Origin of the sequence: Aurantibacillus circumpalustris (assembly GCF_029625215.1) — a bacterium.
Taxonomy (GTDB): domain Bacteria; phylum Bacteroidota; class Bacteroidia; order B-17B0; family Aurantibacillaceae; genus Aurantibacillus; species Aurantibacillus circumpalustris.
In genome coordinates, this window is sequence record NZ_CP121197.1 from 349,736 (window position 1) to 374,327 (window position 24,592).

A 24,592-nucleotide genomic window follows, 5' to 3' on the forward strand; every position below is an offset into this window, starting at 1 on the left:
ATCTAATGGGTTTCTTAAGATTTGTTCATTAAATTTTTACGGTGTTTCTCCATGTCCATATTATTAATGTAATCGATTTCTTCACCACTAATTAATCTTAATGTCTGACCCAACTCGAACAGAGTGCTGTACAAGAACAGATAAGCTGTCAGTGTTTCATGAATAGACATGGCTTCACGTTCGTTGCAGGCGTAACTTACCTTGTAATCAGCGCCAATATTTATCTTATTTCGCTGCTGCGAATTGAAGGAAATATTAGCATTAAAAAAAACTGTTTGATCAGGAAATAAAACCTGATCAAAAAAACTTAAGGTCACATTATTCTTTTTTAGAAAATCAGAACAATAAGTATTGACTGGAAAAAATTCATTTTCTGTTTTGGATAAAACGGTACTTGGATAGGATTCGATTTTACTCGAAAACAATTCTGCGCAGACACTGTCTAATTCCGTTAATAAATCCACAATTTTACTTGGTGAATCACCGTGCGCCACAATGCCATGATTTTCAAGAAAAAACAGTACAGGTTTATTAGTACGATGCTCTTCGGCATTTTTTAGTTCCTTGGTAATCAAATAAGACAAACCGAAACCAGGACTAACAAAAGGAATATACGCAATGGGTTGTTTTAAACGCTCACTTATTTTTTGAATAAGTTCAGAACTATTTGTATTGCAATTTATCAGATTGGTCCATACAGAATGCGTGTGCACAACATATTTATCTAACACGGCGTGAAAACCAGTTTCCATTGAAGGCTTAGGAAATTTGATACCTGCTGCATCACTTAAAATGTTTTGAGAAACAAGTTCAAGGGATTCTTTTTCGCATTTCTCTTTTGATATCACTTCCACAGTAGAAAAGTAATCAGCAATAGCTCTTGCATTAACTGCAGAGATGCCGGATTTTTCACTTAACTCATTGAAGCGATATCCCGAAGCTTTTATGAGCATGTCTCCAGATTCGTTTTTTACAGAAGTATTTCCACCAGGCCCTTGAATAAGATCTGGTCTACCAACAAAGGGCTTGGTTAAATTTAAAAGTTCAGAGATTGCTTTTGAAAAATCCATTTTTAATTCGCCTTTATGCGGCTGAAAACAATGTATATGGTAAAAAGTTGCAAAATACCTTCGTAGTCTTCTTTCCACTGCGCGTTGTAAACTCCCACCTCTTCTAACTCAGGAATAAGTTGGGAAGCCAAAATATCTAAAGCCTCGCTGTTGATATTACCTTTAAGTGTAAGTATTATCCTACTTTCGGTATAGTCAACGTTTATTTGAATTGTGTTAATTAATACGATTTTTTCGAGCAGCGCTTCCAGGTTTTCGTTGTTATTGAAACTCAATTTTAATCCTAGATCAGGCTCAATACTTAAGTCGTTTGGATCTAATGTATTCGTACTAAAAAAACTAACAATCATGTCAGCATTTTCAGACTGTGAGCGTATATACTTTAAAGAATCTTCTTCGCGCTTTTTTAACTGCTCAAGAACCTGTTCTGGCGCATATCCTCTTTTTGCAGCATCACGTTTTACCTTCCACCAAACACGAAGGTTTTCATCGGGCTCCATAAATATTTTTAAATCATACACATCCGAATGATTTTTTAAATAAAACGAATGAAGACCTTCAAAAATCAGTAGCTTATTTGATTTGATAAATTGAGGTAAAGTAAATTTACCTGTTGAGTGATCATAAAAACTTCTTTTAATTCCTTTTCCGGTTTTTAAACTTTTTGCCTGGCTCAAATCTTCGTGCAATTTATTCGCGCGTGGATCGAGGTGAGTAAAGTTGTTCCAGTTGTCATTACCCCTTTCCCACTTATGCATATCGTCACCGCGAATAACGCTTGTATTCTGTGTTTCGAAAATGGATAGGAGAGAATTGCTCAATGTAGATTTTCCCGCTGCGGAATCACCGCCTATACCAATTAAATAAGGTTGCGATAAAAATTTTGTTTGAATATTATTATGAATGCCTTTTTTAAATACCAGATAAGCAATAAAGGTTAAAGTTGTTTGTAGAAGCGTAAAAGTAATATCCAGCGCTTTTGGATTTTTTAAGAACGCGAAAGGAAGTTCATTTTCGCGGCCTCCTAAATTAAAAGCGATCAGGTAATCAGAATTTTGAACTAGCCCAAAATAAACAAAATAAAATATGTTGAGTAAAATTAACAACTGACGATCCTCTTTATCCTGCTTAATTGCAAAATAGATTAAGAAAGGAAAAATCCAATAGTACCATCCTTGCATTGGAGCAACCATTAGGGTTAAAGCCAAAAAGGTAAAGGTTAGAAAAAGGATTAATTGATCGCGATTTACAAATTTAAAATGCAGGTACCAGATAAGCAGTGAAAAATAAATTGCAGGAATAAAATAAATTTTAAGCGTACCATTAAACTGGTAAAATAAATCAAATACCTGCTGTTGAACAGGATTGTTGTAAACCATACTTATAAAAGCAGGAGAAAATAAATACGGCAAATTAATGAGAAAAACCACTACTCCAAAAAGTGCAAGCGGCAAAAGACCTTTTCGCCAGCTCATATTTTGCGTGCGCCATAAATAAATACTATAAAAAGGAAACACCAAAACCATGTTCGTTTTGCAACCAATTGCAAAAGCAAGAAACAGAAAAGAAAGCACCCACTTTTGCTTAAATAGGAAATACAGAGAAATAAATAAAACGGCAATTGGAAGAACATCTAACTGACCATGGAAATAATTAATATATATAAGTACAGGTGATAGCCAATACCACACCAAAACCTCACGCATGCGTGTTTTAAGCCAGCGTATCAAAACAAATAGAATACACAGGTCTGCTAATAATAGAGGGATGCGATAAACAAAACTTTCAAATAAATTTAGGACACCGTCCGTGGAACAAAACGGTGAGAAAATAATGCGAGGGATGCTAAACAACCACAACATCATAGGTGGATACGGAAATTCATTCCCTTTACCCTGCTCAATAAAATGCGCGTAAGGATTTTCGAAACCACTGCTTACAAAATACTCAACAAAAGGAGCAAATAAGTCTCTTAAATAAGCAGAGGCAAAAAAGAAGGACAAGAGTATCTTTATACTCAAACCTGCCCAAAACAATCTTGATTTCAACAAAGGGAGTTTGCTCCTACCTTGTTTATCGTTTAATAATGTAATCACTGTCTTAATTATTATTTGCTTGGATTAAATAGCTTTTTATCCCGAGCGCTGAGGCTCCGGCAATGTCTTTTTTTTCGTTATCACCTATCATTATTGCGTCGGTAGCATTCACGTGTAACTTTTCTAATGCCAAATTAAAGATTTCGGAGGACGGTTTCTCGACTCCTGCTTCTTCTGAACTCACAAGAAAGTCGAAGTAATTTCCCAGTCCCAAATGAATCCACTTTTTCATTTGAATCTGCGTCGTCAAATCGGTTACAATGCATGTTTTGATATTTTTTTGTTTTAGTACTTCTAAAAAGATCTTCGCTTCCGGATCTAATTTCATAATAGAAATAAATTCTGACCAAAAAAGTTCCTCCATTTCAAGGGCATATGTTGGATTACTCTTATTAAAAATAAATTCGTACTGTTTTTGAAAATAAAGTAATCGCGAGTGCGAAGAACCCTGACCATGCAAATCTGCGTGTACTTTCTCCCGCGCCAATTTCCATGTTCTCTCAAAATCACCTTCAGATATTGCGTATTTTTTAAAAGCCAGGCTTACACAGGCATTAAAACCTTTTTTTTGAGAAGGCTCATACGCATAAAGTGTGTCATCGAGATCGAACAATACTGCTTTTACGCCATTTAGATCAATGTCTGAATAATTCCGCATAAGGGTTACCAAAGTTCGGGACGTTTGGTGCACACCGCATCCAAGTCCATTCCTTTTAATTTTTGTTTAAATTTTTCTATTTTACTTAGGTCAAAGCCCTGTAGTTCTGGAGAGACTAAACACAATTTGAAATGTTTTTTTAGCAGCGCATAATTTTCAAAGGTTAATGGGAGATCTGTAAAACAATCAACCCAAACCCAGTCTACTTTTCCTGCAAATTTCATAACAAAATCGAGTGGTTCGTATTCCGAAAAACGCACCGCCATTTTTGAAACGCCTTTCTTCATGTACTTAATTAAAAAAGGTAATGAAAGATCTAAGAAAAAGTAATCTTTAATTTGTTGGGCTTCCATTAACTGAAGGATGCGTTCTTCCATCCCTTCCGCTTTTGTATTAAGTATGATAAAACTATGTTTATAATATTTTAACCACTCTTCAAAATCTTCGCCATCAGTAAACGCGTCGTGATGGATAATTATTTTTGTACCATAGGGACGAAGATCAAGTTCTACGCCGTATTCCAGAGGTGTAGCTTTAAGCTGTTCGATGGTGTTTATGCGGTGTGCGATTTTTAACAGAGCCATGCGTTAAGTAATTAAGATTCTTTTATTTTATACAAAAAAATATCTAACCTTTCATCCGTGTCCACCAACTCTAACACAGATAACAAATCTCCATATTCTTTCGTGTGTATAAGATAATCATCTAAATCATTTTTTGTGGTGAGCCAATATTTTAAATCAAAACGCCGTATCAAAGCAATAAAATCACCGCTTGGTGCAGGATAATTACCGAATGCCAAATAATTATCATCCAGAGAAAGGTAATTTAAGTTCATAAAACCTCGGTTTCCGAAATAGTTAAATGTGCCAAAATAGGCTGCTTTTGTTCTAAAATAAACTGAACCATAAACGTTCCCTTCAATTAAGGGATTAATACGTAAAAAAAACTCTTGGTAAAAAGGATAGTTATCGTTTGAACTTTTGTTATTTCGAAGAAATTCTATTACATAATATATATATCTCACTATGGCAATTAACATCCAGATTAAAATAAAAGGAAGAAACCACTTATAATTATTGAATTGAATAAAAAATAAAATTAATCCTGGTACCACTCCGTACTCTAGATATCTATAAGCTTCGCCAAGGAACAACAGTGGTTTTAACATTGTTAAGAGGTAAACCAGCAATACCGATAACACAACAGTAGAAAGAAAATTTAAAACACCATTATCGGAATTAAAAAAGAAAAAAGCAGATACAAAAAAGAAAAAAGAAGTCACTAACAGATGTATTGGATTATAACAGATGTTAAAATAGATGAGCAAGCTCCTCCATTTAAAAGTTACTAGCAGTTTAAGCCAAAACTTTATTTGCGTAAAATAATCTGATATAGGATTTGAAAGATATTTCCATTTATACAAGGTGGCTTTTTGATAAAATTTGAAATACCAATTATAATGTCCGAATCTACCCTCAAATCTTTGAATGGCTTTACCAAAACTTATTAGAAACAGAAAAACCGCCGATAATACTACAACCAAATAATAGGAAGGAAGTACTAAGCCAATAAAAATACCAGTGAATATAAAAGCCTGCGAACCAAAAGCTGACATTGGGAACATTAACGACCCAACGAAAGAGGCTAACATTAGAAAAATAAAATTATTACTACTAATATATTTATGAAACATCAAGACGATTAACAAAAAAAACAATTGGCCAATAACTCTGGCACTGCCTTGATACGCTCTTGGACCGGTATCATTTTTTAGATAAGCAGGTAACAAAGTAAGCACAGCTGCAAACAGTAGATAATAGTATTCTTCAATTTGTAAGTGACTGTACTCCATTACATCCTTAAAAAAAAGAAAAGAAACTAATACAATTAATGTATCTGCCAATGGACTTACAATCATTTCAACAATAATTTCGAATTTTTTTGGAAATAATGAGAGCAATTTCGAATAATAGTGCGCGTAGCCGAATTTACTTTTGAAAAGTGTTTTATTGTAAAATTCGGGCATGCGTTGTTTGTGATCTCTGATTAATTGCGCGTCCGAAAAATAACTATACCCATCATCGCCAATTGCTTTTGGCAATAGTATTCTTGGTAAAATCCTTAAACTAAAAGCCACTATTAAAATCAAATACAGCATTCTTCCCTATTAAATTTGGAGTAGTTCGGTTTAATTTTTATAGCTAATTAATCGATTTGTTTCGCTGGGTTGCCAGCTATTTTGGAGTTTTCTCCGAATGATTTGTTCACGAAACTATTAGCCCCTACAATTGTACCTTTACCTACAGTAACACCTTTTGCGATAATAACATTTGGTGCTATGTAACAATTATCACCTATTTCGGTAGGCGCGTATTCATAAGGTTCTTTTCCACCTGAAACTGCCCATTGTACAGTGTCATGGGTATATATTTGGACGCCACTCGATATTGAACAATTACTTCCAATTTTTAAGCCACCTGACCCGTCAAGAATTACGAAAGGACCAATCCAAGTATTTACACCGACCTGAACATCGCCAAACACCAATGACGAATCATAAATACTAGAACCTTTTCCGAACTCGAGAAAAATGGCTTTTTCCCATCTATCGGACAGCAGTTCATTTAATGGTAAAACTCGATTAAATTTTTTCTTTACGACCAAACGTCGTTTCTTAAATATTCTTTCTAAAAATTTAATAAACATCAAATATTAATTTTCAAAATTTTCTCCATTCAAAAAGAGCCTGCACCACCATTCGAAATTCATAAAACTCCATATTAATAATCTGTGATTAACACGTTCGTTTATATGCTCATTAACTATTTTTCTTACATAATCGTGATTGATAAATTCTGCTGAAATTGATTTTTTGTTCAACAACAAATCTTTGACGTATTCAGCATTTTCACCTCTATACCAACTTTCATCTGGCGCAGAGAAACCTTGTTTCTTTCTATTCACAATCGATTCAGGTATAAAGTCCATCATTGCTTTTCGTAATACACTTTTACCGTCATCAAATTCCTGGTACCCTTTCTTTTTATTTCCCGAACTGTTCTCGTCTAGTTTTTTCATCAATTGTAAATTTCCTAGTTTATGCTTCACCGGGATTTTTTGAGCAAAATTTACAAGTTCGTTATCTAGGAAAGGAAAACGTTCTTCAAGTCCGTTAGCCATAGCTAATTTATCTCCAACCAGAAGCAAACCTGGCAAAAAGGTTTTTATCTCAAAGTATAAACTATTATTTATATGCTGTTCTGGTGTATCGTATCTTAGCTGCTTATTAAATGTAAAAACTCTCTCAAACACTTTTCTTGGTTCCTCGACCTTGATCTTTGAATAAACATCTGTATTAAATAAGTTTTTTTTGTCTTCATCACTAACAAGCCTTTGCCAGAAACCGTAATAGTTATCAAAGTAAGCTTTTTGATCTAAGGATTGAAAAACCCTGTAATAACGCCATGGATAACCACCATATAATTCATCACCGCCAGTTCCTTGCAAACAAACTTTTACAAATTTGGAAGCAAGTCTGCTGATATAATAATTTGGATAACTCATGCCAACCCTTAAATCTTCAAGGTGCCAAACTACCCGTGGCAAAGACCAAGACAAATCACCGGCATTAATTACTTGTTCGTAATGTTCTGTTTTAAAATAATTAGCCATTAGTTCAGCATCCCTTCGCTCATCGTAATTGGCTTCAACACCGGTTACTGAAGACATATCAAAACCTGCAGTGAACGTTGTAAGCCTTTTTACATGTTTACTAGCAATGGCTGTTAAGGAGCCTGAATCCATTCCGCCGGATAAATAAGAGCCAACCGGGACATCGGATATCATTTGTCTGGCAACAGCATTTTGTAACAATCGTTCAGTTTCTAGCTTAGCATCTTCAAACGTAAGGGTTTCATCAGGCTCTGAGAAATTATAATTCCACCAAGAATTATGTTTAATACTGGTAACATTTTCAGTGTTTACCTTAACAGTATTCGCCGGGGGCAACATAACCACACCTTTAAATAAGGTATGATAACTAAACAAGTTTTGAAAAGTGAAATACTCATTTAAGGCTTCGTGATTAAGTTCAACTTTAAAGCTAGGATGCGCCATAAAAGCTTTGATCTCTGAAGCAAATAAAATTGTTTTACCATTCAGCCAGTAATACAAAGGTTTCACGCCAAAACGATCTCTGCTGAGGTACAATGTTTTACTTGGCGTATGCCAGGCGGCAATTGCAAACATTCCGTCAAATCTTTCAAAATAAGATGGACCATAAGCCGCGAGACCTTCAGAAATTACTTCGGTATCGGTGGTAGACACAAAGGAATGTCCTTTCGATTTAAGTTCCGATTTTAATTCGAGGTAATTATAGATACAACCATTAAATACAACTACCCACTCTCCGTTTTTTGATTCCATTGGCTGACTGCCAAGTGCTGAGGTGTCAAGTATCGCAAGCCTTCTATGCCCAAGCGCAATATTCTCTTTAACATAAAAACCTTCGCCGTCAGGACCACGATGAGCAATTTTAGTAGTCATTGCTTTAATGGTACTTAAGGAAGTTGGATTTCCGTTGATGTTAAATATTCCAGCTATTCCGCACACTTATTTTATAGATTTTAAACAGTGAACCACATAGTGATAATCTTCCTCTGTCATTTTATTAAAGAGCGGTATTGACATTGAATAATTATTGCAATCTCTTGCCCCAGGAAAATCATCCGGTTTTATATTATATTTTTCAGCATAATAGTGCAACATGTGAGGAGCGTGGGTACCAGGACGGGTTGATACTCCCATTTGCTGAAGCTTTTCCATAATCTCATTTCTTGATATTGGAGATTTTGACTCATCAATATATACTACATACGATTGCCAGCCATGTTTGTAATCAGTTCCAACAAGCGGGGTCCTTAACCAGTTAATTTCTTTTAGTTGCTCATCATAAAATTTAGCCCATGTCTCACGTTCATCAATAAACGAATCCAGCTTTTTCAACTGCACAATTCCTACAGAGGCTTGCAAATCTGTCATTCTATAATTATAGCCCAACATATTAAAATCTGGAAGGATATATGGTTTTGCACCATGGTGTCTTTGCTCTTCGCTTATAGAAGCCCCGTGATTCCTTAAATTTGAAATATGTTCTGCCAGTGCATCGTCATTTGTAGTAACCATACCGCCTTCGCCAGTAGTTACAGATTTGCGGGGATGAAATGAAAAGCAGCCAAGAGTCCCTAAGCTACCTGCCGCATTTCCCTTATAGCCAGCGCCAGCTGCACAAGCTCCATCTTCAACTAGTGGAATATTTCCAGCAACTTTTTTTATGGCATCCATATCAGCGCATAATCCAAATAAATGCACTGGAATAATTGCCTTTGTTTTAGGTGTAATTTTACTTTTAAGATCGTTAACATCTAGATTAAACGTTGTTCTGTCAACATCGACAAATACCACATTCGCACCGCAATACAAAACCACATTTGCAGTAGAGATCCAAGTAAAAGCCGGAACTATCACTTCATCACCCTCTTTTACGCCCAATGCCACTAATGCTAAATGTAAAGCTGTAGTTGCGCTTGTAACAGCCATTGCATGTTTTACTCCGTGACGTTTGGCGAAAATTTGTTCAAACTCGCGCACCTTCGGTCCTGCAGTTAACCAACCAGACATTATTGATTCCTTAGTGGCTAGCCACTCTTCTTCACCTGTATGAGGTAATGAAATAGGTATTATTCTTTTTTCCATTTCTAAGCTGTGATTTCTTTAAATTTATTTTCTTCTCTCCAAGCTATTAATCTTAACAAACCTTCAGTTAAGTTATACTTATACTCAAATCCAATTTCTTTTTTTGCTTTAACCGCAGAACCAATTCTATTTTGTACTAAAGATCTTGCGTCATCAGCGCTGTAAGGTTTATAGGTAACTTTTAAATTTGATTTTTTTAAATTCAAAATTAAATCACATAACTCTTTAATTGAAGTTTGTACTTCTGTTCCTACATTATAAAAACCATAATCCACATCCGACTTCAACGCTTTTACATTGCACTGTGCCACATCCTCCACATAAATAAAATCATACGCTTGACTGCCATCACCATTAATAATAGGCGCTTCATTCGCGTCAATCTTATTCAGCATAATAGGGACAACTCCCGTATATGCAGCTGTTTGATCCTGATGAGGCCCATAAACATTCATATAGCGTAGTCCAATTACTTTTAGGCCATAACGATCATTAAATGCGGTAGCCATTGCTTCACCTGCGATTTTGGTTGCTCCATAAAAATTTTTATTGTTAAATGGATGCTCTTCAGTCATTGGTAATTGTACAGCATCTCCATAAACTGAAGCGGAAGAAGACCAAATTAATTTTTTAATGTTGTTTTTCACACAGGCTTCCAATACATTAAAGGTTCCCGCAATGTTAACATCGAAGGCCGTGCGTGGGAAATCTTTGCAATGAAGTAACCACATGGCCGATAAACATATTACGTAATCCATTCCTGCCATGGCAGTATTTAATATGTCTATTTCCCTTATGTCGCCTCCTATTGGAAATATTTTACATCTTGGGTCTTTAAGAGATTCTTTCAGGTATTCTTTTTTTCCCCGTGCGAAATTGTCATAAACAAGCACTTCGCTAACTTTTTCTTTTAGTAATTCGGCCACTACAAAACTGCCGATAAATCCGGCTCCGCCGATTACCAAAACTTTTGAATTGTTTAATTCCATATTTATTTTAGTTTATTTGTTATAGTTCCAGATCGTGTCAGGCTCTACAAAGCCGTGTACTGTATAATAAGGATAATCATCTTGTCCCCCGTAACCAGATGAAGCTACTTTAAATGCATAAATATTTTCCACCCAGTCTATCGTATTTCCTTCTTTTGTATAAATGATTCCTACGGTAACACTATAATTTCCAGGCATCATTTTGGTGTTCATTTCTATTTGAACGGAGTGTTTTCCTTTTTCAAATTTTTTACTCCGAAGAACACTTTGATTTTTGTCACGACCAAATAATATATTATCACCCACATTGTTTGAAATGATAAAACAAACCGTACACTCCGAAATTTCCTTGAAGACTTCAAACTCCAACATAATTTTAAATGTTTCACCAAATTGCAACACTTTCACAATCTGATTAGTATTGTTAACAACGGCTACTTTTTTAAAATGCGCTTCTCCAGTGCCTGCTTGCCGATGAAAATTTTCTGGTATGATTCCGCTCTCAGCGATTTCTTTATTTTCGTAAAGATACTCTGATAACACATCTTCAATTCTTCCTTGCTTGATTATTTCTCCGTACTTTAAATATAAACCGGTTTTGCATAATGATTTTATTGCAGGCATATTATGACTCACAAACAGAACTGTTCTTCCCTGCCCACTCACATCTTTCATTTTCCCCAAACATTTTTCCTGAAACTCAGCATCACCAACGGCCAATACTTCGTCAACAATCAAAATCTCTGGTTCTAAGTGAGCCGCTACAGCAAAACCCAAGCGTACCATCATACCCGAAGAATAGCGTTTTACGGGGGTATCAAGATATTTTGCAACTCCACTAAAATCAACTATTTCGTCGAGTTTGCTTTTTATTTCGGTCTTGGTCATTCCTAAGATAGCACCGTTTAAAAAAATATTTTCGCGTCCGCTCAAATCAGGATGAAAACCTGTTCCTACTTCCAGCAGTGCAGCAATGCGTCCTTTTACTTTTACTTGTCCGGTTGTAGGAGTAGTCACCTGCGAAAGGATTTTTAAAAGTGTAGATTTTCCTGCTCCGTTTTTTCCAATGATGCCAAGTACTTCACCTTGTTTCACTTCAAAATTAATGTCTTTTAATGACCATACATAATCGCTGCCACCAGATTTACTTCTGTCGTTAGCATCTCCTACTTTAAGATAAGGATCTTCTTTTCCACGTAGCTTTGCCCAGGCCCTGTTAAGGTCATGGGAAATGGTACCGGTACCTAGTTGGCCGAGGCGGTATTGTTTGGAGATGTTTTCTGCTTTTAAAACAATGTTACTCATTAGTTGTATTTTTTAACCACATAGAGACATAGGATCAACTAAACGCCTAAGGAGACATAGAGTCACATAAATTTGAAGCGTCGCTTCAAATCCTATGTTCTCTTTATTACCTGCTTTGTTTTTCATCTTTTTCTATGTGCCTATGTGGTTAATTATTTGTGCTACTTTTTAACCACATAGAGACATAGGATCAACTAAACGCCTAAGACATAGAACCACATATATTTGAAGCTTTGCTTCAAATTCTATGTTTTCTTTATTATTACTATTGCTTTTCATTCTTTTTCTATGTGCCTATGTGGTTCATATTTATTGGTGCCGGTGCCTAATTGGCCGAGGCGGTATTGTTTGGAGATGTTTTCTACTTTTAAGACTGTGTTACTCATATTCAAATTTTAAACTACAGTGGTTGGAAATTTATCTTCCTATCTTAACCACATAGGAACATAGGATCGACTGGATGCTTAAGACATAGAACAACATATTCCCGATAGCTATCGGGATGAAGCTTCGCTTCAAACTTGTGACAACATAACTTCGGAATTATTACCATTTACGCAGGTTCAAGTGATTTAAAATACTCATTCACTAATGTTTTCTGGCCTTCATTAAAAATATTGTAACAATTAAAATTTATCAAAAGTCCCTTAGGAGCTTTCAAGAGTTTCATATAAGTTAGTAATTAAGCATCAATATAGTTATGTAATTCGTTTACTGCTTTCAATTCAACTACCAAACAATTTTCAACATATAAATCACACCTTAAATCTATTTCTAATTCTTTAGACTTATAAACAACTGGCACTTTTAATTCACTTTTAAAATTTATCTTTCTCTGTTTTAATTCCTCTTTCATACATTGGTGATAAACACTTTCTAATAAACCCCTTCCCATGTTTTTATGCACTTCGATAGCTGCACCAATAACTTCATAGGTTAACTCATCCAGATATTTTTGCGTTACAATTTTCAAATTCAATTATATGAATGATTCTTTATTTGAGCGAAGCGAAAATCCTATGTTTTCTTTTTTAAGCATCAAGTTTAATTTCTTACTTTCTATGTGCCTATGTGGTTAAATTTAAACCGTGTCCATAAAGGATTTTTCAACTCTGTGAAAAATAATCAATCCTACCACAAACAACACCACTGTAACACCAAAACTATATCCTAAATGCATCCAGTTAAATTCTCCAACACCTAAAAACGCATATTTAAAAGTTTCAATAATACTGGTAACAGGATTGGCCAAAATAGCCCATCTGTATTTATCAGGAACAATAGAAAGTGGATAAACAATTGGAGATGCGTACATCATCAATTGCACTCCAAACACAACCAAAAATTTTAAGTCGCGGTATTTAGTCGTTAGGGAAGAAATAATGATCCCCAAACTTAAACCAAGAAAACCCATGAGTATAATCAAAAAAGGAACGAGTAATAGTGCTGATGTTGGATGAACAGAATCGGTGGTTACCAAATAAAAAATCCACAAAACAATGAATAGAAGAAACTGAACGCCCAATTTAATTAAGTTAGATACAACCACTGAAAGAGGGACAATCATCCGCGGAAAATAAACTTTCCCAAAAATATTCGCATTGGCTGTAAAGGTATCGGATGTTTTTGTGAGAGTGTCTGAGAAGTAAGCCCAAAGCGTCACCCCGCACATATAAAATAAAATTTGCGGCAAACCATCTGTTGAAATGTTAGCTAAGTTTCCAAATATTACCACGAACGTAAGTGAGGTAATAATTGGTTGAATGAAGAACCAAAGCGGGCCTAAAATGGTTTGTTTGTATAGCGCAACAAAATCACGGCGCACAAATAAAAATAGTAAATCACTGTACCGTAAGATTTCTCTTAGTTGTAGATCATACCATTTAGATTTGGGTTGGATGACGAGGTCCCAATTTTCTGTATCAGTGTTCATATTTTCTCGCAGAGGCGCAAAGAGCGCAAAGTTTTTGATATGTAAAAGTTCAGTGAATTCATTTCTGTTTCACCAACACCTCTTCCGGCACCTTCACGGTGAGCGCGTAGCCAATACCTTCAATACTTATATTATAAATACACTCTTTCGCTTGTGTTTTTACAGAGCCGTACAAACCTTTAAAAGGGCCGTGTTCAATTTTTACTCGGTCACCGGTATTAAGATCTTTTGAGAATTCTCCATCTACAAAATATCCTTTTTCTTCAATAGATTTTAAGGCTTCTATTTCAATGTCTCTCACAATGGCGTCGCCTGAATTGTAACGCACATATTGTAAAACGCTTTGAAACTGAAGTACAGAATCTCGCTGCAAGGCTGTTGGTTTTACAAATACATAGCCGCTAATTAAAGGACTTTCCACCATCTTTTTACGATCGCTCCAATGTTTGAGTTCTTTTTTAATGGGCACGTAACATTCAATCCCGTCTTGTTGAAGGCGTTCCGCTACTTTTTTTTCAGCTCGGGAGGAGACGTATATGACTTTCCACTGATTCATTTAAATTTTAAATTATAAATGTTTATCCGATAGCTATCGGATGTTGAATTATTGGGTTCATTTAAAATTTAGCATTTCTCTTTTCCCTTCGATAACTATCGGGACTCCTGGCGTCGGATCTACTCGAAGTGACAGTGTTTGGAATTATAAATTTTGAAAATCACCATTAACTCCTGTATTATAACTGAGAGGCAAAGTGAATTAATCTAGTTTGAATTTTCTTTAACGACAATGGTTTTACCACCCATTCCACCTCTTCACTAAAATCAATATCTTTAAAGTATACTAATTGAATGCGGAACATTTTTTCAGAGAAAGCTTCCTTAAAAATCTCTGCCGCCCGTTTTGAAATTTGATCGATCGTATGGTGATTTTCAATAATAAATAGCAAATCAACATAATCCTTCCATTTCGATCGCCTTCCGAGCGCATATGCTTTCATGGCTGCAAGTGTTAACAAATCAGGTATTTTAAACTGCTTTTCCCTAACAACAGAATCTTGAATTAAAAATGGATAGTAAAAAAAAGTCCACTTCACACCATTGATCAATAAATGAAAGCCGACATCGTTTTGAAATAAAATTTGATATTTTAATTTTTTGGCACTTAAGGCGCTCTTTATTTTTGAGGGATGAATTTGATTGCTTTTAAATAAATCAAAATCAATGCTTTTACGGTGCCCAATATGTAATGCGATGGCGGTGCCACCTACCAGTGTATATTCGCGTTTAAATGCGGATAGAATAGTGAGTTGTTGAAACTGTTCCTTACTTAATATATTCAGGTGCATGTTTTTTAAAAAACAGGTTAAAAAAATAAATGATCTCCGGCAATAAATTTGTCCTTTTTTTGGCCTTTTGGATCTTAAAAATTTTAGCGACTTTAGGCGTTCCTAAGGTTTTTAGTAAATCAGAAAAGGCTTCCCAGCTCCCATAATTTAAAATAAATTCAACTAATACTTCATCACTCATACTTTCGAGCTTGGTCTTATCGAAGTACCAAAACAATTGCTTATACTTTTTAATTAGAGTGCTTCTTGTCATACTATTCCATTAAAACAGATTAAGAACATTTAGCATTTCTCATGGCTTCGCCACCTCAGTCCCATTACTGAATTTTGAATGTTAAATGATGAAACGTCCATTCAACATTTCTCTTCTTATACCAACTATCAACTGCTCCTGCAAACTGCCTACTATTCACTGCCTACCGCCCCTGCTAACTTGACCCCCTTCTCTTAGTGCTCCTTCGTGTTCTCCGTGTCTTAGTGGTTTACCGCGACCAAATCAACAAAGGATGCATGCCAGGTTCTTTAATCTTCGCAATATCAAACTCACTGGAACCGTAGTGTACATACCTTATTTTTTTGTCTATCTTTTTTTCTGCTTTTTCTATTTGTTCTATTAAAAAGGTTTTGTTGAGATTGTCACCCACCAAAACCAGATCAATAATTTCTGTTGCTTGTCCCTTCGACATTTTGCCTACAAGGTAAACTTTTTCGAGGTCACCAATTCGTTGTAAAAGATAATCTACCACGTATTCCAAACCCGTCATTTTCATGATGATGCGGTTAATGTCAGGAAACAATGGATGCTTGGTATTGACGCTAAATATTTTTTTATTGCCTTCGCTAGCGGAAGCCAGGAAGCCGGCTTTCTCAAACTTGTTTAATTCTAAACGAATGGCGTTGGTAGACTCTCCAAATTCTTCTTCTAAATTGCGTAAATAGGCGGTGTTCTTGCTGTTCAGAAAGAACTTCAGCAACAGCTTGACGCGCGTTTTAGAGGATATGAGGGTTTCAATCATGTTTGAGTAGTAAAAGTACTCAATATATACAAACAAAGATGCGAAATTCTTTCAAAAAAGCAAAATATTATGGGTTTAATTTGAGGAAACCTTGCTTCGTTTTTAGCCACGAATTACGCTAATTTTCACTAAAGAGAAATTAAGCTTAGCAGTATTCATCAACCTCTATACCTTCCCATCACGACAAGTTATGGAATGTTGGTATTTTAAATACCGCGACAAGGGAAAATTATGGTATTTTGTGTGGTAAAATTCGTGTTTGGAAAATCTTCAGTTTGAACAGAATCTATTTATGAAATTACTTAATTCCATTTTACTTTACCTTTTATTTCTTTTTCTAGGGCTCCCCCTATTTTATTTTGTTTACAAGTTTGGTGACCCTGAACCCTTAGCCCATGATTTTTTTCAATACTATTGGCTCTATAAAGATTTTGATGTCAGCCGAGTAATTGCGCCGCATAATATGCGATTGGTAGGTGCTTTTTTCGCGCACCTATTCTACCAAGCAAATTTTTTTTACGATACCGCTACAGTCTTTGATAAATATGCTGCCTGGGGCTTTTTAAAACAAGTATATTTTAATGCCGTCTTTTTTAATTACTTATCTGTAGCGGCTACTTGTCTTGTTCTGTTTAGCATTTTAAAAAAACATTTCAAAGATTTTTTGTTTTCTTTCACGGGTTCATTACTTTATTTGTTAGGTTTTGGAACCTTGTTTTATGAATTAATGCCTTTAACGGATGCTTTTTCAATTCTGCTTTTTGCGATTGCTTTAAAAGCCTATCTTGACAAAAAACCTTATATAATTATTCCCTTACTTCTTTTAGTTTTTCAGCGGGAATATATTTTGATTGCTGTTGGAACTTATGCGCTCATAGACTATCTCTATCACAAAGATTTTTATTTTCTCAAAATATTTATTGCTTGTTCTCTTTTTTTTCTCGTTCATGTTACTTTGCGTAAAACAGTTTTTTACACACCACACCTAGATTACCAGGCATCGGGAAATTATTTTTCTTCAAATTTATTTCATATAAATTATTCATTGACTTCTTATTTAAAACAATTAGCAATGACGCTTAATTTACTTTTTGTGTACCTAGGTATTGTTCTTTACAAAAAATTAAAAGGACTTTCGTTTGATGGATTTAGTCTTATAAAAATTTCAATTCTTTTTTTACAGATTAATGTCATTTGCCATTTAGCGGGGCATGGTAATAACTGCGGACGCTATTTTTATATGCTGACACCTTTAATTGTTTTCATGCTTATCAGAGAGATTTTTCCTTTGGTACAAAGGGGTAAGAGTCTGTAAATCCTGTGACAAAAAACACCAGTGGCTTGATGAGCCAGCTTGTGTGTTGAGCCCGGCGTGGCCCGCTCGAGCGCCCAAAAATAAGCAACCACGTTTTTGACTTAAATAATTATATGATTGAAAGCTGTAAAAAAATTTAGAGGCGTCACAATTAATCTTTAATTCCAAGATCTCTCTTTCTTTTCACCTGACGCTCTTTCATATTAAAGCCTTCAATAAGCATGGCAAAGGCCAGAGCTATGTAAGCATAATTTTTGTTTAACTCCACATGTTCCGCTTCCGGCACACTAAAATTATAACAATCAATTAAACCTTCTGCTAGAAGTATACCGCCAATTGCTAATAAGAACGTCAATGCAATCATTTTTATGCCTTGATTTTTATTGATAAATTCCGAAACCCCTCCGCTAAATAAGATCATTAAAATCATACTGATTACAACCGCACCAATCATAATAAGTACAACGCCGCTTACGCCAACGGCTGCCAGAATACTATCGAAACTAAATACAAAATCAATAATTATAATTTGTAGAATAATCGCATTAAAAGTTGTTTTACCTTTTCCTGTTTTGTATTCAGTTTCATCTTCATCAGTATAAATTTTTTCCATTATTTCTTGCCAGGTCTTCACTAAAAGAAAAACCCCTCCTGCAATGAGTATCAGGCTTTTTCCACTTATGCCATAATCTCCCAAATAAAATAGTGCGTCCTTTAAACCGGCAATCCAACCAATAAACATTAAGAGAATACAGCGAACAACGAGAGCCAATACCAAACCTAACGTGCGGGCGTTTTTTTGTTGATGAACAGGTAATTTATTTACAGCAATGGAAATAAATATAATGTTATCAATGCCAAGAATGATCTCCAAAATAGATAAAGTAATTAAGCCAATAAATCCTTCAAGTGAAAATAATACGGCAAAATCCGAAGACCAAGTGTGCATTTTTAATAAATTATCGTACAAAGATACCAAATTATTGAAATCGCTCGAAAAATATTCATATTGATAATCAATAAGTTAACTTGCTTACTGAAAATATTTAGTACTATGCCTTACATAGTACTAATAAAATAACGTATGTTTGCATCGCATAATAGCTACAATTAAAAAGTACCATAAATAAAAATTACAAAATAAAAAATAACATTAAAAACAAATCATGAAAACACACATCACACTTTTAAAGTTCAGCTTAATACTAAGTTTGCTCTTTACAACCTTCGTTGCATTTTCGCATACCGACCCAAGTAAAAAAACGGTTACTGAAGAAACTGAAAAAACCATTCGCAGTTATTTTAAATTTCCACAGGTATTGTTACCAAGTTACGAAACCAAATCTGTTCAGTTAAATAAAATAGAAGTTCTTTTTACCACAGACAAAACCGGGAAAGTGAATTTTGTAATGGCTAAAACACTTAATAAAGAACTTAAACAAGAAATAGAAAAACAGTTTTCGAATTTGCATTTGAATAAATTAAAACAAAATGTAGTGCACAGCGTAACTCTGAATTTTAAAACTCTATAGAACCTCCCTTATCGCTCGCCACTTATCACTCGCCACTTATCACTTATCACTAAATAAAGTAAACATGTCAAACACAGAGAACACATCTAAAACAGAAAGCGCAAATGAGAGGGCTGGTGCTCAGGCTCAAATGCGAAAAGGTGTTCTTGAACTCTGCATACTTTCTATCTTATCGCAAGGCGATGCTTATCCAACTGAAATTATTGAGAAGCTAAGAGATACCAAGCTAGTAGTTGTTGAAGGAACACTCTACCCATTGTTAACCCGGTTAAAAAATACGGGACTACTCGGCTACCGCTGGGAAGAGAGTACAAGCGGTCCGCCACGCAAGTACTATAAACTCACCGAAATTGGCGAACAATATTTAAAAGAACTTCAACTCTCGTGGCAAGAACTGGTTGATGCCGTGAATAAAACAATTGAACTGGGAAAGAAGTTTTGAAGTGAGCTATGCTCTACTTCAGAAAAAAATTTAAAAAAACACTAAAAAAACATTACAATGAACAAGACAGTCACAATAAATATAAGCGGTATCATTTTCCATATTGAAGAAGATGCGTACGATAGTTTAAGTAAATACCTTTCCACTATCAAAGGTTATTTTAGTAAAACCGACGGCGGCAACGAGATTATGAGCGACATTGAAGCGCGTATTGCCGAATTGTTACAAGCAAAAATTAATGTTTCAAAACAAGTCATTTTGATGGCAGATGTGGAACATGTAATGAATGTGATGGGCAAGCCTGAAGAGTTTGCTGGTGAAGAAAACAATTCAGAAAGTAATTCGAACGACGAACAAACTGAATACACACAAGAAAAAATAAAACGTAGATTGTTCCGCGATCCTGATGAAAAAGCCATTGGCGGCGTTTGTAGCGGATTAGCGGCCTACTTCGATATTGATATTGTGTGGGTACGCTTAGCAATGTTTTTACTCGTATTTTTTGGCGGCGTGAGTTTGTGGGTTTATATTATTCTTTGGATTGTAATTCCTGAAGCTAAAACAACTGCTGACCGTTTAGCCATGCGTGGCGAATCTGCCAACATCAACACCATTTATAAATCGTTTAAAGATGAGGCAGAAGATGTAAAAAGCAGAATGAATAAATACGGAAGGGAGTTTAAAAATGAAGCGGAGCAAATGCGTGATAAAATGAAAGGCCAAGGCAAGGAGTTTAGAAATCAAGGTCAGGCTTATTCTGAGAGTGTGCGTTCAAACATCGGCTCTGCCTTAAACACCATCTTTAATATTGCAGGACGCTTGTTTGGTCTTTTCTTAATTTTTATTGGTGGCATTTTATTATTCGGATACCTCGCTGGTTTATTTGGCATATCTGTTTTAAATTCTAATGACCAAATTATACATTGGAGAAGAGTTATTTTTGATTCCTCATCAGAATATGTACTAGCAATCATAGCCTTTATCATTGTTGCCGGAATCCCTGTAATGATGCTCGTTTACGGCGGTGTAAAATTATTATTCAAAATTCATTACAGTAACCGCTGGTTAAACATAGCACTTGGAATTATTTGGACGCTTGGAATTATTTTAGGTTTTTATGTAACCGTTTCTACCGTAAAACAATTTAGCGAAAATGCTCGTTCAAAGGAAACGTATACGCTTCATGACATTGGAGACACTCTAATAATAAAGATGAATCCGGGAAACAAAAATCTTAAGGGCTTTAATTTTGACAATTACGACGACATAGAAAACTTTCTTTCTAAAAACCATAGCGGTTATTTCTTTGGTGAAAACAACAAAAATTTAAGTGTTATAGGCTTTGCTGGTCTTAATGTAACAGAAAGCAATTCTGACAGCGTGGAAATGATAATAACCCGTAGTGCCCGAGACAATACGAAAAGAGGCGCGAATGAAAATGCGAAATCTATCGATTATTCTTTTAGTCAGGATAAAAACATTCTCTCCTTTGATCAAATCTTTACTGTAATGGAAGGATCTAGATTTCGTGCGCAAGAAGTGGATATTAAAATTAAATTGCCAAAAGGAAAGGTGGTTTATTTTGACAAAAGCACAAAATATTTACTCGATGATATTGACAACACAAGCAATACATGGGATGGCCGAATGATTTCTCGTCGTTGGAAGATGACTGAAAAAGGATTAGAGTGTATTGATTGCAAAGGTTTAGATACGGATGATGACGAAGAAGACGAACACTCTTCGCGCAAAAAAAGAAGAGGAAGAAAATCAGATAAAGTTGTCATCAATAAAGATGGAATTGAAGTGAATGGCAATCATACAGAAATTAAAATTGACGAAGATGGCATCCGTATAAAAACACCGGACGAAAACATAGAACTGGAAAAAGACAAAAAAGTAGAAAAAAATAAAAAGTAAGTGTAACCTTTTTCAATTCGAAACCGTCTTATTAACTAAACACACTAAAGGCAGTTTTTTCATGTCCCCGAACCGCGATCCTAGCTGCAAATTGGATCGCGGTTTTTTTATATAAATGAAAAAAAATCAATGAGAAACTAAGAAAAATTCTTAGAATGGTTTTTGTTTGGGCGTGCCCTCTTGAAGTGAAAGGTCGTCTAAAACCTCTCACTGCCTTTCACTCCAAGGGGTCGGCCTGTTCGTTATAGCCGCCTTCCAAAACTTAAGAGTGGCAAGAACGCGCGTGCGGGGTCTTTGTTCCAAAGCCTCCGTCGCTTTGCCACTCTAAAGCCTTGTTGCGCCGGGCTGCCTCTTCCAGGCCTCACGCAGCCCCTCGGTAATTGAACAGCCGTGAAATTACTACTACCTTAAAACCGTGCAGTAGAAAAAGAAAACTTCCTCCCTGCCACCGTGTCTCAGTCTCTCCGTGTTGAATTCGAAGGGCAGAATTTACATTCGCGGGCTGCTATTCATGATGATACTTCTCGCCTTTTAAAATCGTATAAGCCCGGTAAAGTTGCTCAACAAAAAATAAACGAATCATTTGGTGCGAAAAAGTCATTTTAGAAAAAGATAATTTAAAATTAGCGCGTTCATAAATCTTGCTATCAAAGCCAAAAGGACCACCAATTAAGAACACTAAGCGTTTTGTCGAAGCATTTTGTTTTTGTGCGATAAATTTAGAAAAATCCATTGAAGAGTATTCTTTGCCCTTATCATCCAGTAAAATAAGGAAATCTTCAGGTGAAATATGATTAAATATTAGCTTTGCTTCTTCATTTTTTTGTTCATTAAAGCTTCTCTGTCGCACCGTTTTTGGCACATTAATTGTTGTAATATCAAGCGTAGCATAGTTTTTAAGTCTTTTAATATAAGCATCAATGCCTTCCATAAGGTAACTATCTTGTGTTTTGTCGATTTGAAGTAATGTAATACGCATGCGATAAAATTGCAAAAATTAATTAAATTTGTACTAATATATAATGAAACTGTTAATTGTCATATCTTCTTTGTTTTTCGGATTGTTTATTTCGGGGACTGAATTAACTGAAGAAATTGTTTCTGCTTTAAAACAAGGCAAGTCTGCAGAACTCGTAAAATATTTTGAAGAGAAAGTTTCAATCAAATTAATTAATCAAGAAGATGTTTTAAGCAAGTCACAAGCCGAAGCCAACTTAATTTATTTTTTCGAAAAACACCCCGTAAAAAGTTTTTCTGGAACACACACAAGTACTGTCAATAATAGTCAACAATACATTACCGGTACTCTTGAAACCTCCAATGGAAAATTTCGTGTGTCAATTTTAATAAGACGAAATTTAATCTCACAATTCCGAATCGAAAACGATAATGACTGATTTCGTTAAACGCAACAAAAAACATTTCAATTTCAAACAATTTATTTCAAACGCTTTTAAAGAAGATGTTGGAGATGGTGATCATACCAGTCTTTCCACCATTCCTAAAAATCATAGAGGCAAAATGCAACTTCTTGCCAAAGAAGATGGGATTATTGCCGGAATTGAAGCGGCTCAGATTATTTTTAAGCAAATAGATAAAGGCTCAAAACTTAAAACGTTTTTTAAAGACGGAGCAGCAATAAAAAAGGGCGATGTTGTTTTAATCGTTGAAGGAAATACACAAAAGATGCTTACTGCTGAACGTTTGGTTTTAAACATTATGCAACGCATGAGCGGTATTGCCACAAAAACGGCTCATTTACAAGATTTGTGTCGAGGTACAAAAACTCAGGTGATTGATACGCGCAAAACAACTCCAGGATTTCGCTTTTTTGAAAAATGGGCAGTTCTTATCGGTGGCGGCGGAAATCACCGCTATGGTTTGTATGACATGATTTTGATTAAAGACAATCACATCGATTTTGCTGGCGGAATTGAAAAGGCAATTGATTCAGCCAATCGTTACTTAAAGTCCAAGCGCAAAAAATTAAACATTGAAGTAGAAACGCGTTCACTCGAAGATGTAAACTTTGTTTTGAAACATGGAGGCGTGCAACGCATCATGCTAGATAATTATACGCCGCAACAAACGCTTGCTGCCGTTAAATTAATTAATGGAAAATTCGAAGTTGAATCTTCGGGCGGCATTACAGAAAAAAACATTCAATCGTACGCAAAATGTGGCGTTGATTTTATTTCTATTGGTGCACTTACCCATCATGTAAAAGGACTCGATCTGAGTTTGAAAGCGGTAAAGTAATTCTATTTTCAAAATTAAATTTCAAATTCTCTTTTTAATAATTGTTTATCGGGACTAGTTATTTCGAGACTGTATTTGCCTCTAGCCATTCCTTTAATAGGCAAATCTAATTTATAGATTTGATTCGCTCCTGCCTTAAGCCATTCACTTTTCACCAAACACACATTTAATCCTTTTTCATCGCGAACGCACAGTGTTATGTAATTTTCCTGATCAGTTGACAAGGATACCAAGCCTTGAAGTTTGAGATAAATACAAGAAATTGCTCCGTTTTGATAAACATAATTTTGAGAAAGAATGCGGTACCATGGTAATTCTTCGCCTTTGATATACGCTACCATTTCACGTAAACTTTGGGTAAGTGAATCATTCTCTGAAGCAATGTTCGCTGCTGAACGTTTCTCACTAATGGCCCAAACGGCACTTTGCTCTGCTTGTAAATCAAACTTACTTTTATTTAAGTACCGAGCCAATTTTACAAGGTTGCTATCTGCTAACTTATTTATATCGTAGATAGCTCCTTTTGAAGGCGAATGCATAGAAGCCTGACAGCAATATCCCTTCACATTAATTCGTTTAAGTTCATTCGATTTTAAAGCTAAAAGTTCTTGTTTTACAATGAGTATATCCTGATTTATGTCTTCGATAGAGTTTAACCGTCTTCCTGCTTCTATCAAAATAACCAAAGAATCTTTGGTTAAATTTTTAAGGGTTAGATTTATGCAGAAGCCTTGATGTCCCCCAAGTGCTTTACCTGTGGCCGTTACTAGTTTTTTATCCAGGGCCTGTTGCAAAAACATACTCCTGTGAAAAGCGCTAAGCTGCAAGGAAAAAATAAAAAATAGGCTTATGATTAAACGTACCATGTTACTCGTTTTTAAACATAACTCTTAAACTAAGTTTTGGTTACAGATTAAATTTTGTAATTTGCTTTTGTAAATAGTATTCCATTCA

Annotated in this window: 25 protein-coding genes; 6 read left to right on the forward strand and 19 right to left on the reverse strand. The window is 35.3% G+C overall.

The window, feature by feature from the left end; translation table 11 throughout:
- Window positions 1-14: 14 nt before the first annotated feature.
- The 16 genes from P2086_RS01400 to P2086_RS01475 all read right to left on the reverse strand — a co-directional run bounded on the left by P2086_RS01400 (window position 15) and on the right by P2086_RS01475 (window position 16,170).
- A complete protein-coding gene (locus tag P2086_RS01400; protein WP_317898637.1) occupies window positions 15-1,070 on the reverse strand; it encodes a class II aldolase/adducin family protein in 1,056 nt (351 codons plus the stop codon).
- Window positions 1,071-1,072: 2 nt separating this feature from the next.
- Complete coding sequence (locus P2086_RS01405) at window positions 1,073-3,166, reverse strand: hypothetical protein (protein ID WP_317898638.1); 2,094 nt, start codon at window positions 3,164-3,166, stop codon at window positions 1,073-1,075.
- A 4-nt stretch (window positions 3,167-3,170) separates the two neighbouring features.
- A complete protein-coding gene (locus P2086_RS01410) occupies window positions 3,171-3,824 on the reverse strand; it encodes an HAD family hydrolase (protein ID WP_317898639.1) in 654 nt (217 codons plus the stop codon).
- A 5-nt stretch (window positions 3,825-3,829) separates the two neighbouring features.
- Window positions 3,830-4,408: a PI-PLC domain-containing protein gene (locus P2086_RS01415; RefSeq protein WP_317898640.1), complete on the reverse strand. Its 579-nt coding sequence runs from the start codon at window positions 4,406-4,408 to the stop codon at window positions 3,830-3,832.
- Window positions 4,409-4,419: 11 nt separating this feature from the next.
- Window positions 4,420-5,985: a hypothetical protein gene (locus tag P2086_RS01420; RefSeq protein WP_317898641.1), complete on the reverse strand. Its 1,566-nt coding sequence runs from the start codon at window positions 5,983-5,985 to the stop codon at window positions 4,420-4,422.
- 47 nt (window positions 5,986-6,032) lie between these two features.
- Window positions 6,033-6,533 carry an acyltransferase gene (locus P2086_RS01425; protein WP_317898642.1) on the reverse strand — a complete coding sequence of 167 codons (501 nt, stop codon included), beginning with the start codon at window positions 6,531-6,533 and terminating at the stop codon, window positions 6,033-6,035.
- A gap of 6 nt (window positions 6,534-6,539) precedes the next feature.
- Entirely contained in the window at window positions 6,540-8,438 is a 1,899-nt protein-coding gene (gene asnB / locus P2086_RS01430) for an asparagine synthase (glutamine-hydrolyzing) (RefSeq protein ID WP_317898643.1), read from the reverse strand.
- Window positions 8,439-9,581 (reverse strand): DegT/DnrJ/EryC1/StrS family aminotransferase, encoded by a 1,143-nt coding sequence (locus P2086_RS01435; RefSeq protein WP_317898644.1) that lies wholly within the window; start codon window positions 9,579-9,581, stop codon window positions 8,439-8,441.
- A gap of 2 nt (window positions 9,582-9,583) precedes the next feature.
- On the reverse strand, window positions 9,584-10,570 hold the full coding sequence (locus tag P2086_RS01440; RefSeq protein ID WP_317898645.1) for an NAD-dependent epimerase/dehydratase family protein: 987 nt from the start codon (window positions 10,568-10,570) through the stop codon (window positions 9,584-9,586).
- A gap of 12 nt (window positions 10,571-10,582) precedes the next feature.
- Window positions 10,583-11,875, reverse strand: coding sequence for an ABC transporter ATP-binding protein (locus P2086_RS01445; RefSeq protein ID WP_317898646.1), 1,293 nt, complete (start codon window positions 11,873-11,875; stop codon window positions 10,583-10,585).
- A gap of 682 nt (window positions 11,876-12,557) precedes the next feature.
- On the reverse strand, window positions 12,558-12,848 hold the full coding sequence (locus tag P2086_RS01450) for a GxxExxY protein (RefSeq protein WP_317898647.1): 291 nt from the start codon (window positions 12,846-12,848) through the stop codon (window positions 12,558-12,560).
- Window positions 12,849-12,956: 108 nt separating this feature from the next.
- Window positions 12,957-13,808 carry an ABC transporter permease gene (locus P2086_RS01455; RefSeq protein WP_317898648.1) on the reverse strand — a complete coding sequence of 284 codons (852 nt, stop codon included), beginning with the start codon at window positions 13,806-13,808 and terminating at the stop codon, window positions 12,957-12,959.
- 58 nt (window positions 13,809-13,866) lie between these two features.
- Window positions 13,867-14,364 carry a UpxY family transcription antiterminator gene (locus P2086_RS01460; RefSeq protein WP_317898649.1) on the reverse strand — a complete coding sequence of 166 codons (498 nt, stop codon included), beginning with the start codon at window positions 14,362-14,364 and terminating at the stop codon, window positions 13,867-13,869.
- A 178-nt stretch (window positions 14,365-14,542) separates the two neighbouring features.
- Window positions 14,543-15,154, reverse strand: a complete 612-nt coding sequence (locus P2086_RS01465; protein ID WP_317898650.1) for a nucleotidyl transferase AbiEii/AbiGii toxin family protein — start codon at window positions 15,152-15,154, stop codon at window positions 14,543-14,545.
- Window positions 15,132-15,335 (reverse strand): hypothetical protein, encoded by a 204-nt coding sequence (locus P2086_RS01470; RefSeq protein ID WP_317898651.1) that lies wholly within the window; start codon window positions 15,333-15,335, stop codon window positions 15,132-15,134. The genes P2086_RS01465 and P2086_RS01470 overlap by 23 nt, the downstream gene beginning before the upstream one ends.
- A 301-nt stretch (window positions 15,336-15,636) precedes the next feature.
- The gene (locus P2086_RS01475; RefSeq protein ID WP_317898652.1) at window positions 15,637-16,170 is read right to left on the reverse strand and encodes an ArsR family transcriptional regulator; all 534 of its coding nucleotides are present in this window, start codon (window positions 16,168-16,170) and stop codon (window positions 15,637-15,639) included.
- A 292-nt stretch (window positions 16,171-16,462) separates the two neighbouring features.
- On the opposite strand from P2086_RS01475, the gene P2086_RS01480 reads away from it, so the two are divergent.
- Window positions 16,463-17,485, forward strand: coding sequence for a hypothetical protein (locus tag P2086_RS01480; RefSeq protein ID WP_317898653.1), 1,023 nt, complete (start codon window positions 16,463-16,465; stop codon window positions 17,483-17,485).
- A 151-nt stretch (window positions 17,486-17,636) separates the two neighbouring features.
- Here the strand turns inward: P2086_RS01480 and P2086_RS01485 are convergent, their stop codons facing one another.
- On the reverse strand, window positions 17,637-18,434 hold the full coding sequence (locus P2086_RS01485) for a TerC family protein (RefSeq protein WP_317898654.1): 798 nt from the start codon (window positions 18,432-18,434) through the stop codon (window positions 17,637-17,639).
- A 217-nt stretch (window positions 18,435-18,651) separates the two neighbouring features.
- Here P2086_RS01485 and P2086_RS01490 point away from each other — a divergent pair, with 217 nt between their 5' ends.
- From P2086_RS01490 to P2086_RS01500, 3 genes are all read left to right on the forward strand, one after another.
- The gene (locus tag P2086_RS01490) at window positions 18,652-19,017 is read left to right on the forward strand and encodes a hypothetical protein (RefSeq protein WP_317898655.1); all 366 of its coding nucleotides are present in this window, start codon (window positions 18,652-18,654) and stop codon (window positions 19,015-19,017) included.
- Between the two features lie 64 nt (window positions 19,018-19,081).
- Complete coding sequence (locus tag P2086_RS01495) at window positions 19,082-19,459, forward strand: PadR family transcriptional regulator (RefSeq protein ID WP_317898656.1); 378 nt, start codon at window positions 19,082-19,084, stop codon at window positions 19,457-19,459.
- A 57-nt stretch (window positions 19,460-19,516) separates the two neighbouring features.
- Window positions 19,517-21,379, forward strand: coding sequence for a PspC domain-containing protein (locus tag P2086_RS01500; RefSeq protein ID WP_317898657.1), 1,863 nt, complete (start codon window positions 19,517-19,519; stop codon window positions 21,377-21,379).
- Window positions 21,380-21,884: 505 nt separating this feature from the next.
- Here P2086_RS01500 and rlmH read toward each other — a convergent pair.
- Complete coding sequence (gene rlmH, locus P2086_RS01505) at window positions 21,885-22,358, reverse strand: 23S rRNA (pseudouridine(1915)-N(3))-methyltransferase RlmH (protein WP_317898658.1); 474 nt, start codon at window positions 22,356-22,358, stop codon at window positions 21,885-21,887.
- A 43-nt stretch (window positions 22,359-22,401) separates the two neighbouring features.
- Between rlmH and P2086_RS01510 the strand changes: the two genes are divergently transcribed.
- The gene (locus P2086_RS01510; protein ID WP_317898659.1) at window positions 22,402-22,776 is read left to right on the forward strand and encodes a DUF4783 domain-containing protein; all 375 of its coding nucleotides are present in this window, start codon (window positions 22,402-22,404) and stop codon (window positions 22,774-22,776) included.
- On the forward strand, window positions 22,769-23,638 hold the full coding sequence (gene nadC, locus P2086_RS01515; RefSeq protein WP_317898660.1) for a carboxylating nicotinate-nucleotide diphosphorylase: 870 nt from the start codon (window positions 22,769-22,771) through the stop codon (window positions 23,636-23,638). Before P2086_RS01510 ends, nadC begins: the two co-directional genes overlap by 8 nt.
- Before the next feature lie 14 nt (window positions 23,639-23,652).
- Here nadC and P2086_RS01520 read toward each other — a convergent pair whose 3' ends face one another.
- Window positions 23,653-24,504, reverse strand: coding sequence for a hypothetical protein (locus P2086_RS01520; protein ID WP_317898661.1), 852 nt, complete (start codon window positions 24,502-24,504; stop codon window positions 23,653-23,655).
- Between the last annotated feature and the right edge of the window lie 88 nt (window positions 24,505-24,592).

Bases quoted from the DNA above. Each gene is read 5' to 3' on its own strand.
- P2086_RS01400 (WP_317898637.1), bottom strand. From the start codon at position 1,070: ATGGATTTTTCAAAAGCAATCTCTGAACTTTTAAATTTAACCAAGCCC.
- P2086_RS01410 (WP_317898639.1), bottom strand. From the start codon at position 3,824: ATGCGGAATTATTCAGACATTGATCTAAATGGCGTAAAAGCAGTATTG.
- P2086_RS01415 (WP_317898640.1), bottom strand. From the start codon at position 4,408: ATGGCTCTGTTAAAAATCGCACACCGCATAAACACCATCGAACAGCTT.
- P2086_RS01420 (WP_317898641.1), bottom strand. From the start codon at position 5,985: ATGCTGTATTTGATTTTAATAGTGGCTTTTAGTTTAAGGATTTTACCA.
- P2086_RS01425 (WP_317898642.1), bottom strand. From the start codon at position 6,533: ATGTTTATTAAATTTTTAGAAAGAATATTTAAGAAACGACGTTTGGTC.
- P2086_RS01435 (WP_317898644.1), bottom strand. From the start codon at position 9,581: ATGGAAAAAAGAATAATACCTATTTCATTACCTCATACAGGTGAAGAA.
- P2086_RS01440 (WP_317898645.1), bottom strand. From the start codon at position 10,570: ATGGAATTAAACAATTCAAAAGTTTTGGTAATCGGCGGAGCCGGATTT.
- P2086_RS01445 (WP_317898646.1), bottom strand. From the start codon at position 11,875: ATGAGTAACATTGTTTTAAAAGCAGAAAACATCTCCAAACAATACCGC.
- P2086_RS01455 (WP_317898648.1), bottom strand. From the start codon at position 13,808: ATGAACACTGATACAGAAAATTGGGACCTCGTCATCCAACCCAAATCT.
- P2086_RS01460 (WP_317898649.1), bottom strand. From the start codon at position 14,364: ATGAATCAGTGGAAAGTCATATACGTCTCCTCCCGAGCTGAAAAAAAA.
- P2086_RS01465 (WP_317898650.1), bottom strand. From the start codon at position 15,154: ATGCACCTGAATATATTAAGTAAGGAACAGTTTCAACAACTCACTATT.
- P2086_RS01470 (WP_317898651.1), bottom strand. From the start codon at position 15,335: ATGAGTGATGAAGTATTAGTTGAATTTATTTTAAATTATGGGAGCTGG.
- P2086_RS01475 (WP_317898652.1), bottom strand. From the start codon at position 16,170: ATGATTGAAACCCTCATATCCTCTAAAACGCGCGTCAAGCTGTTGCTG.
- P2086_RS01480 (WP_317898653.1), top strand. From the start codon at position 16,463: ATGAAATTACTTAATTCCATTTTACTTTACCTTTTATTTCTTTTTCTA.
- P2086_RS01485 (WP_317898654.1), bottom strand. From the start codon at position 18,434: ATGCACACTTGGTCTTCGGATTTTGCCGTATTATTTTCACTTGAAGGA.
- P2086_RS01490 (WP_317898655.1), top strand. From the start codon at position 18,652: ATGAAAACACACATCACACTTTTAAAGTTCAGCTTAATACTAAGTTTG.
- P2086_RS01495 (WP_317898656.1), top strand. From the start codon at position 19,082: ATGTCAAACACAGAGAACACATCTAAAACAGAAAGCGCAAATGAGAGG.
- P2086_RS01500 (WP_317898657.1), top strand. From the start codon at position 19,517: ATGAACAAGACAGTCACAATAAATATAAGCGGTATCATTTTCCATATT.
- rlmH (WP_317898658.1), bottom strand. From the start codon at position 22,358: ATGCGTATTACATTACTTCAAATCGACAAAACACAAGATAGTTACCTT.
- P2086_RS01510 (WP_317898659.1), top strand. From the start codon at position 22,402: ATGAAACTGTTAATTGTCATATCTTCTTTGTTTTTCGGATTGTTTATT.
- nadC (WP_317898660.1), top strand. From the start codon at position 22,769: ATGACTGATTTCGTTAAACGCAACAAAAAACATTTCAATTTCAAACAA.
- P2086_RS01520 (WP_317898661.1), bottom strand. From the start codon at position 24,504: ATGGTACGTTTAATCATAAGCCTATTTTTTATTTTTTCCTTGCAGCTT.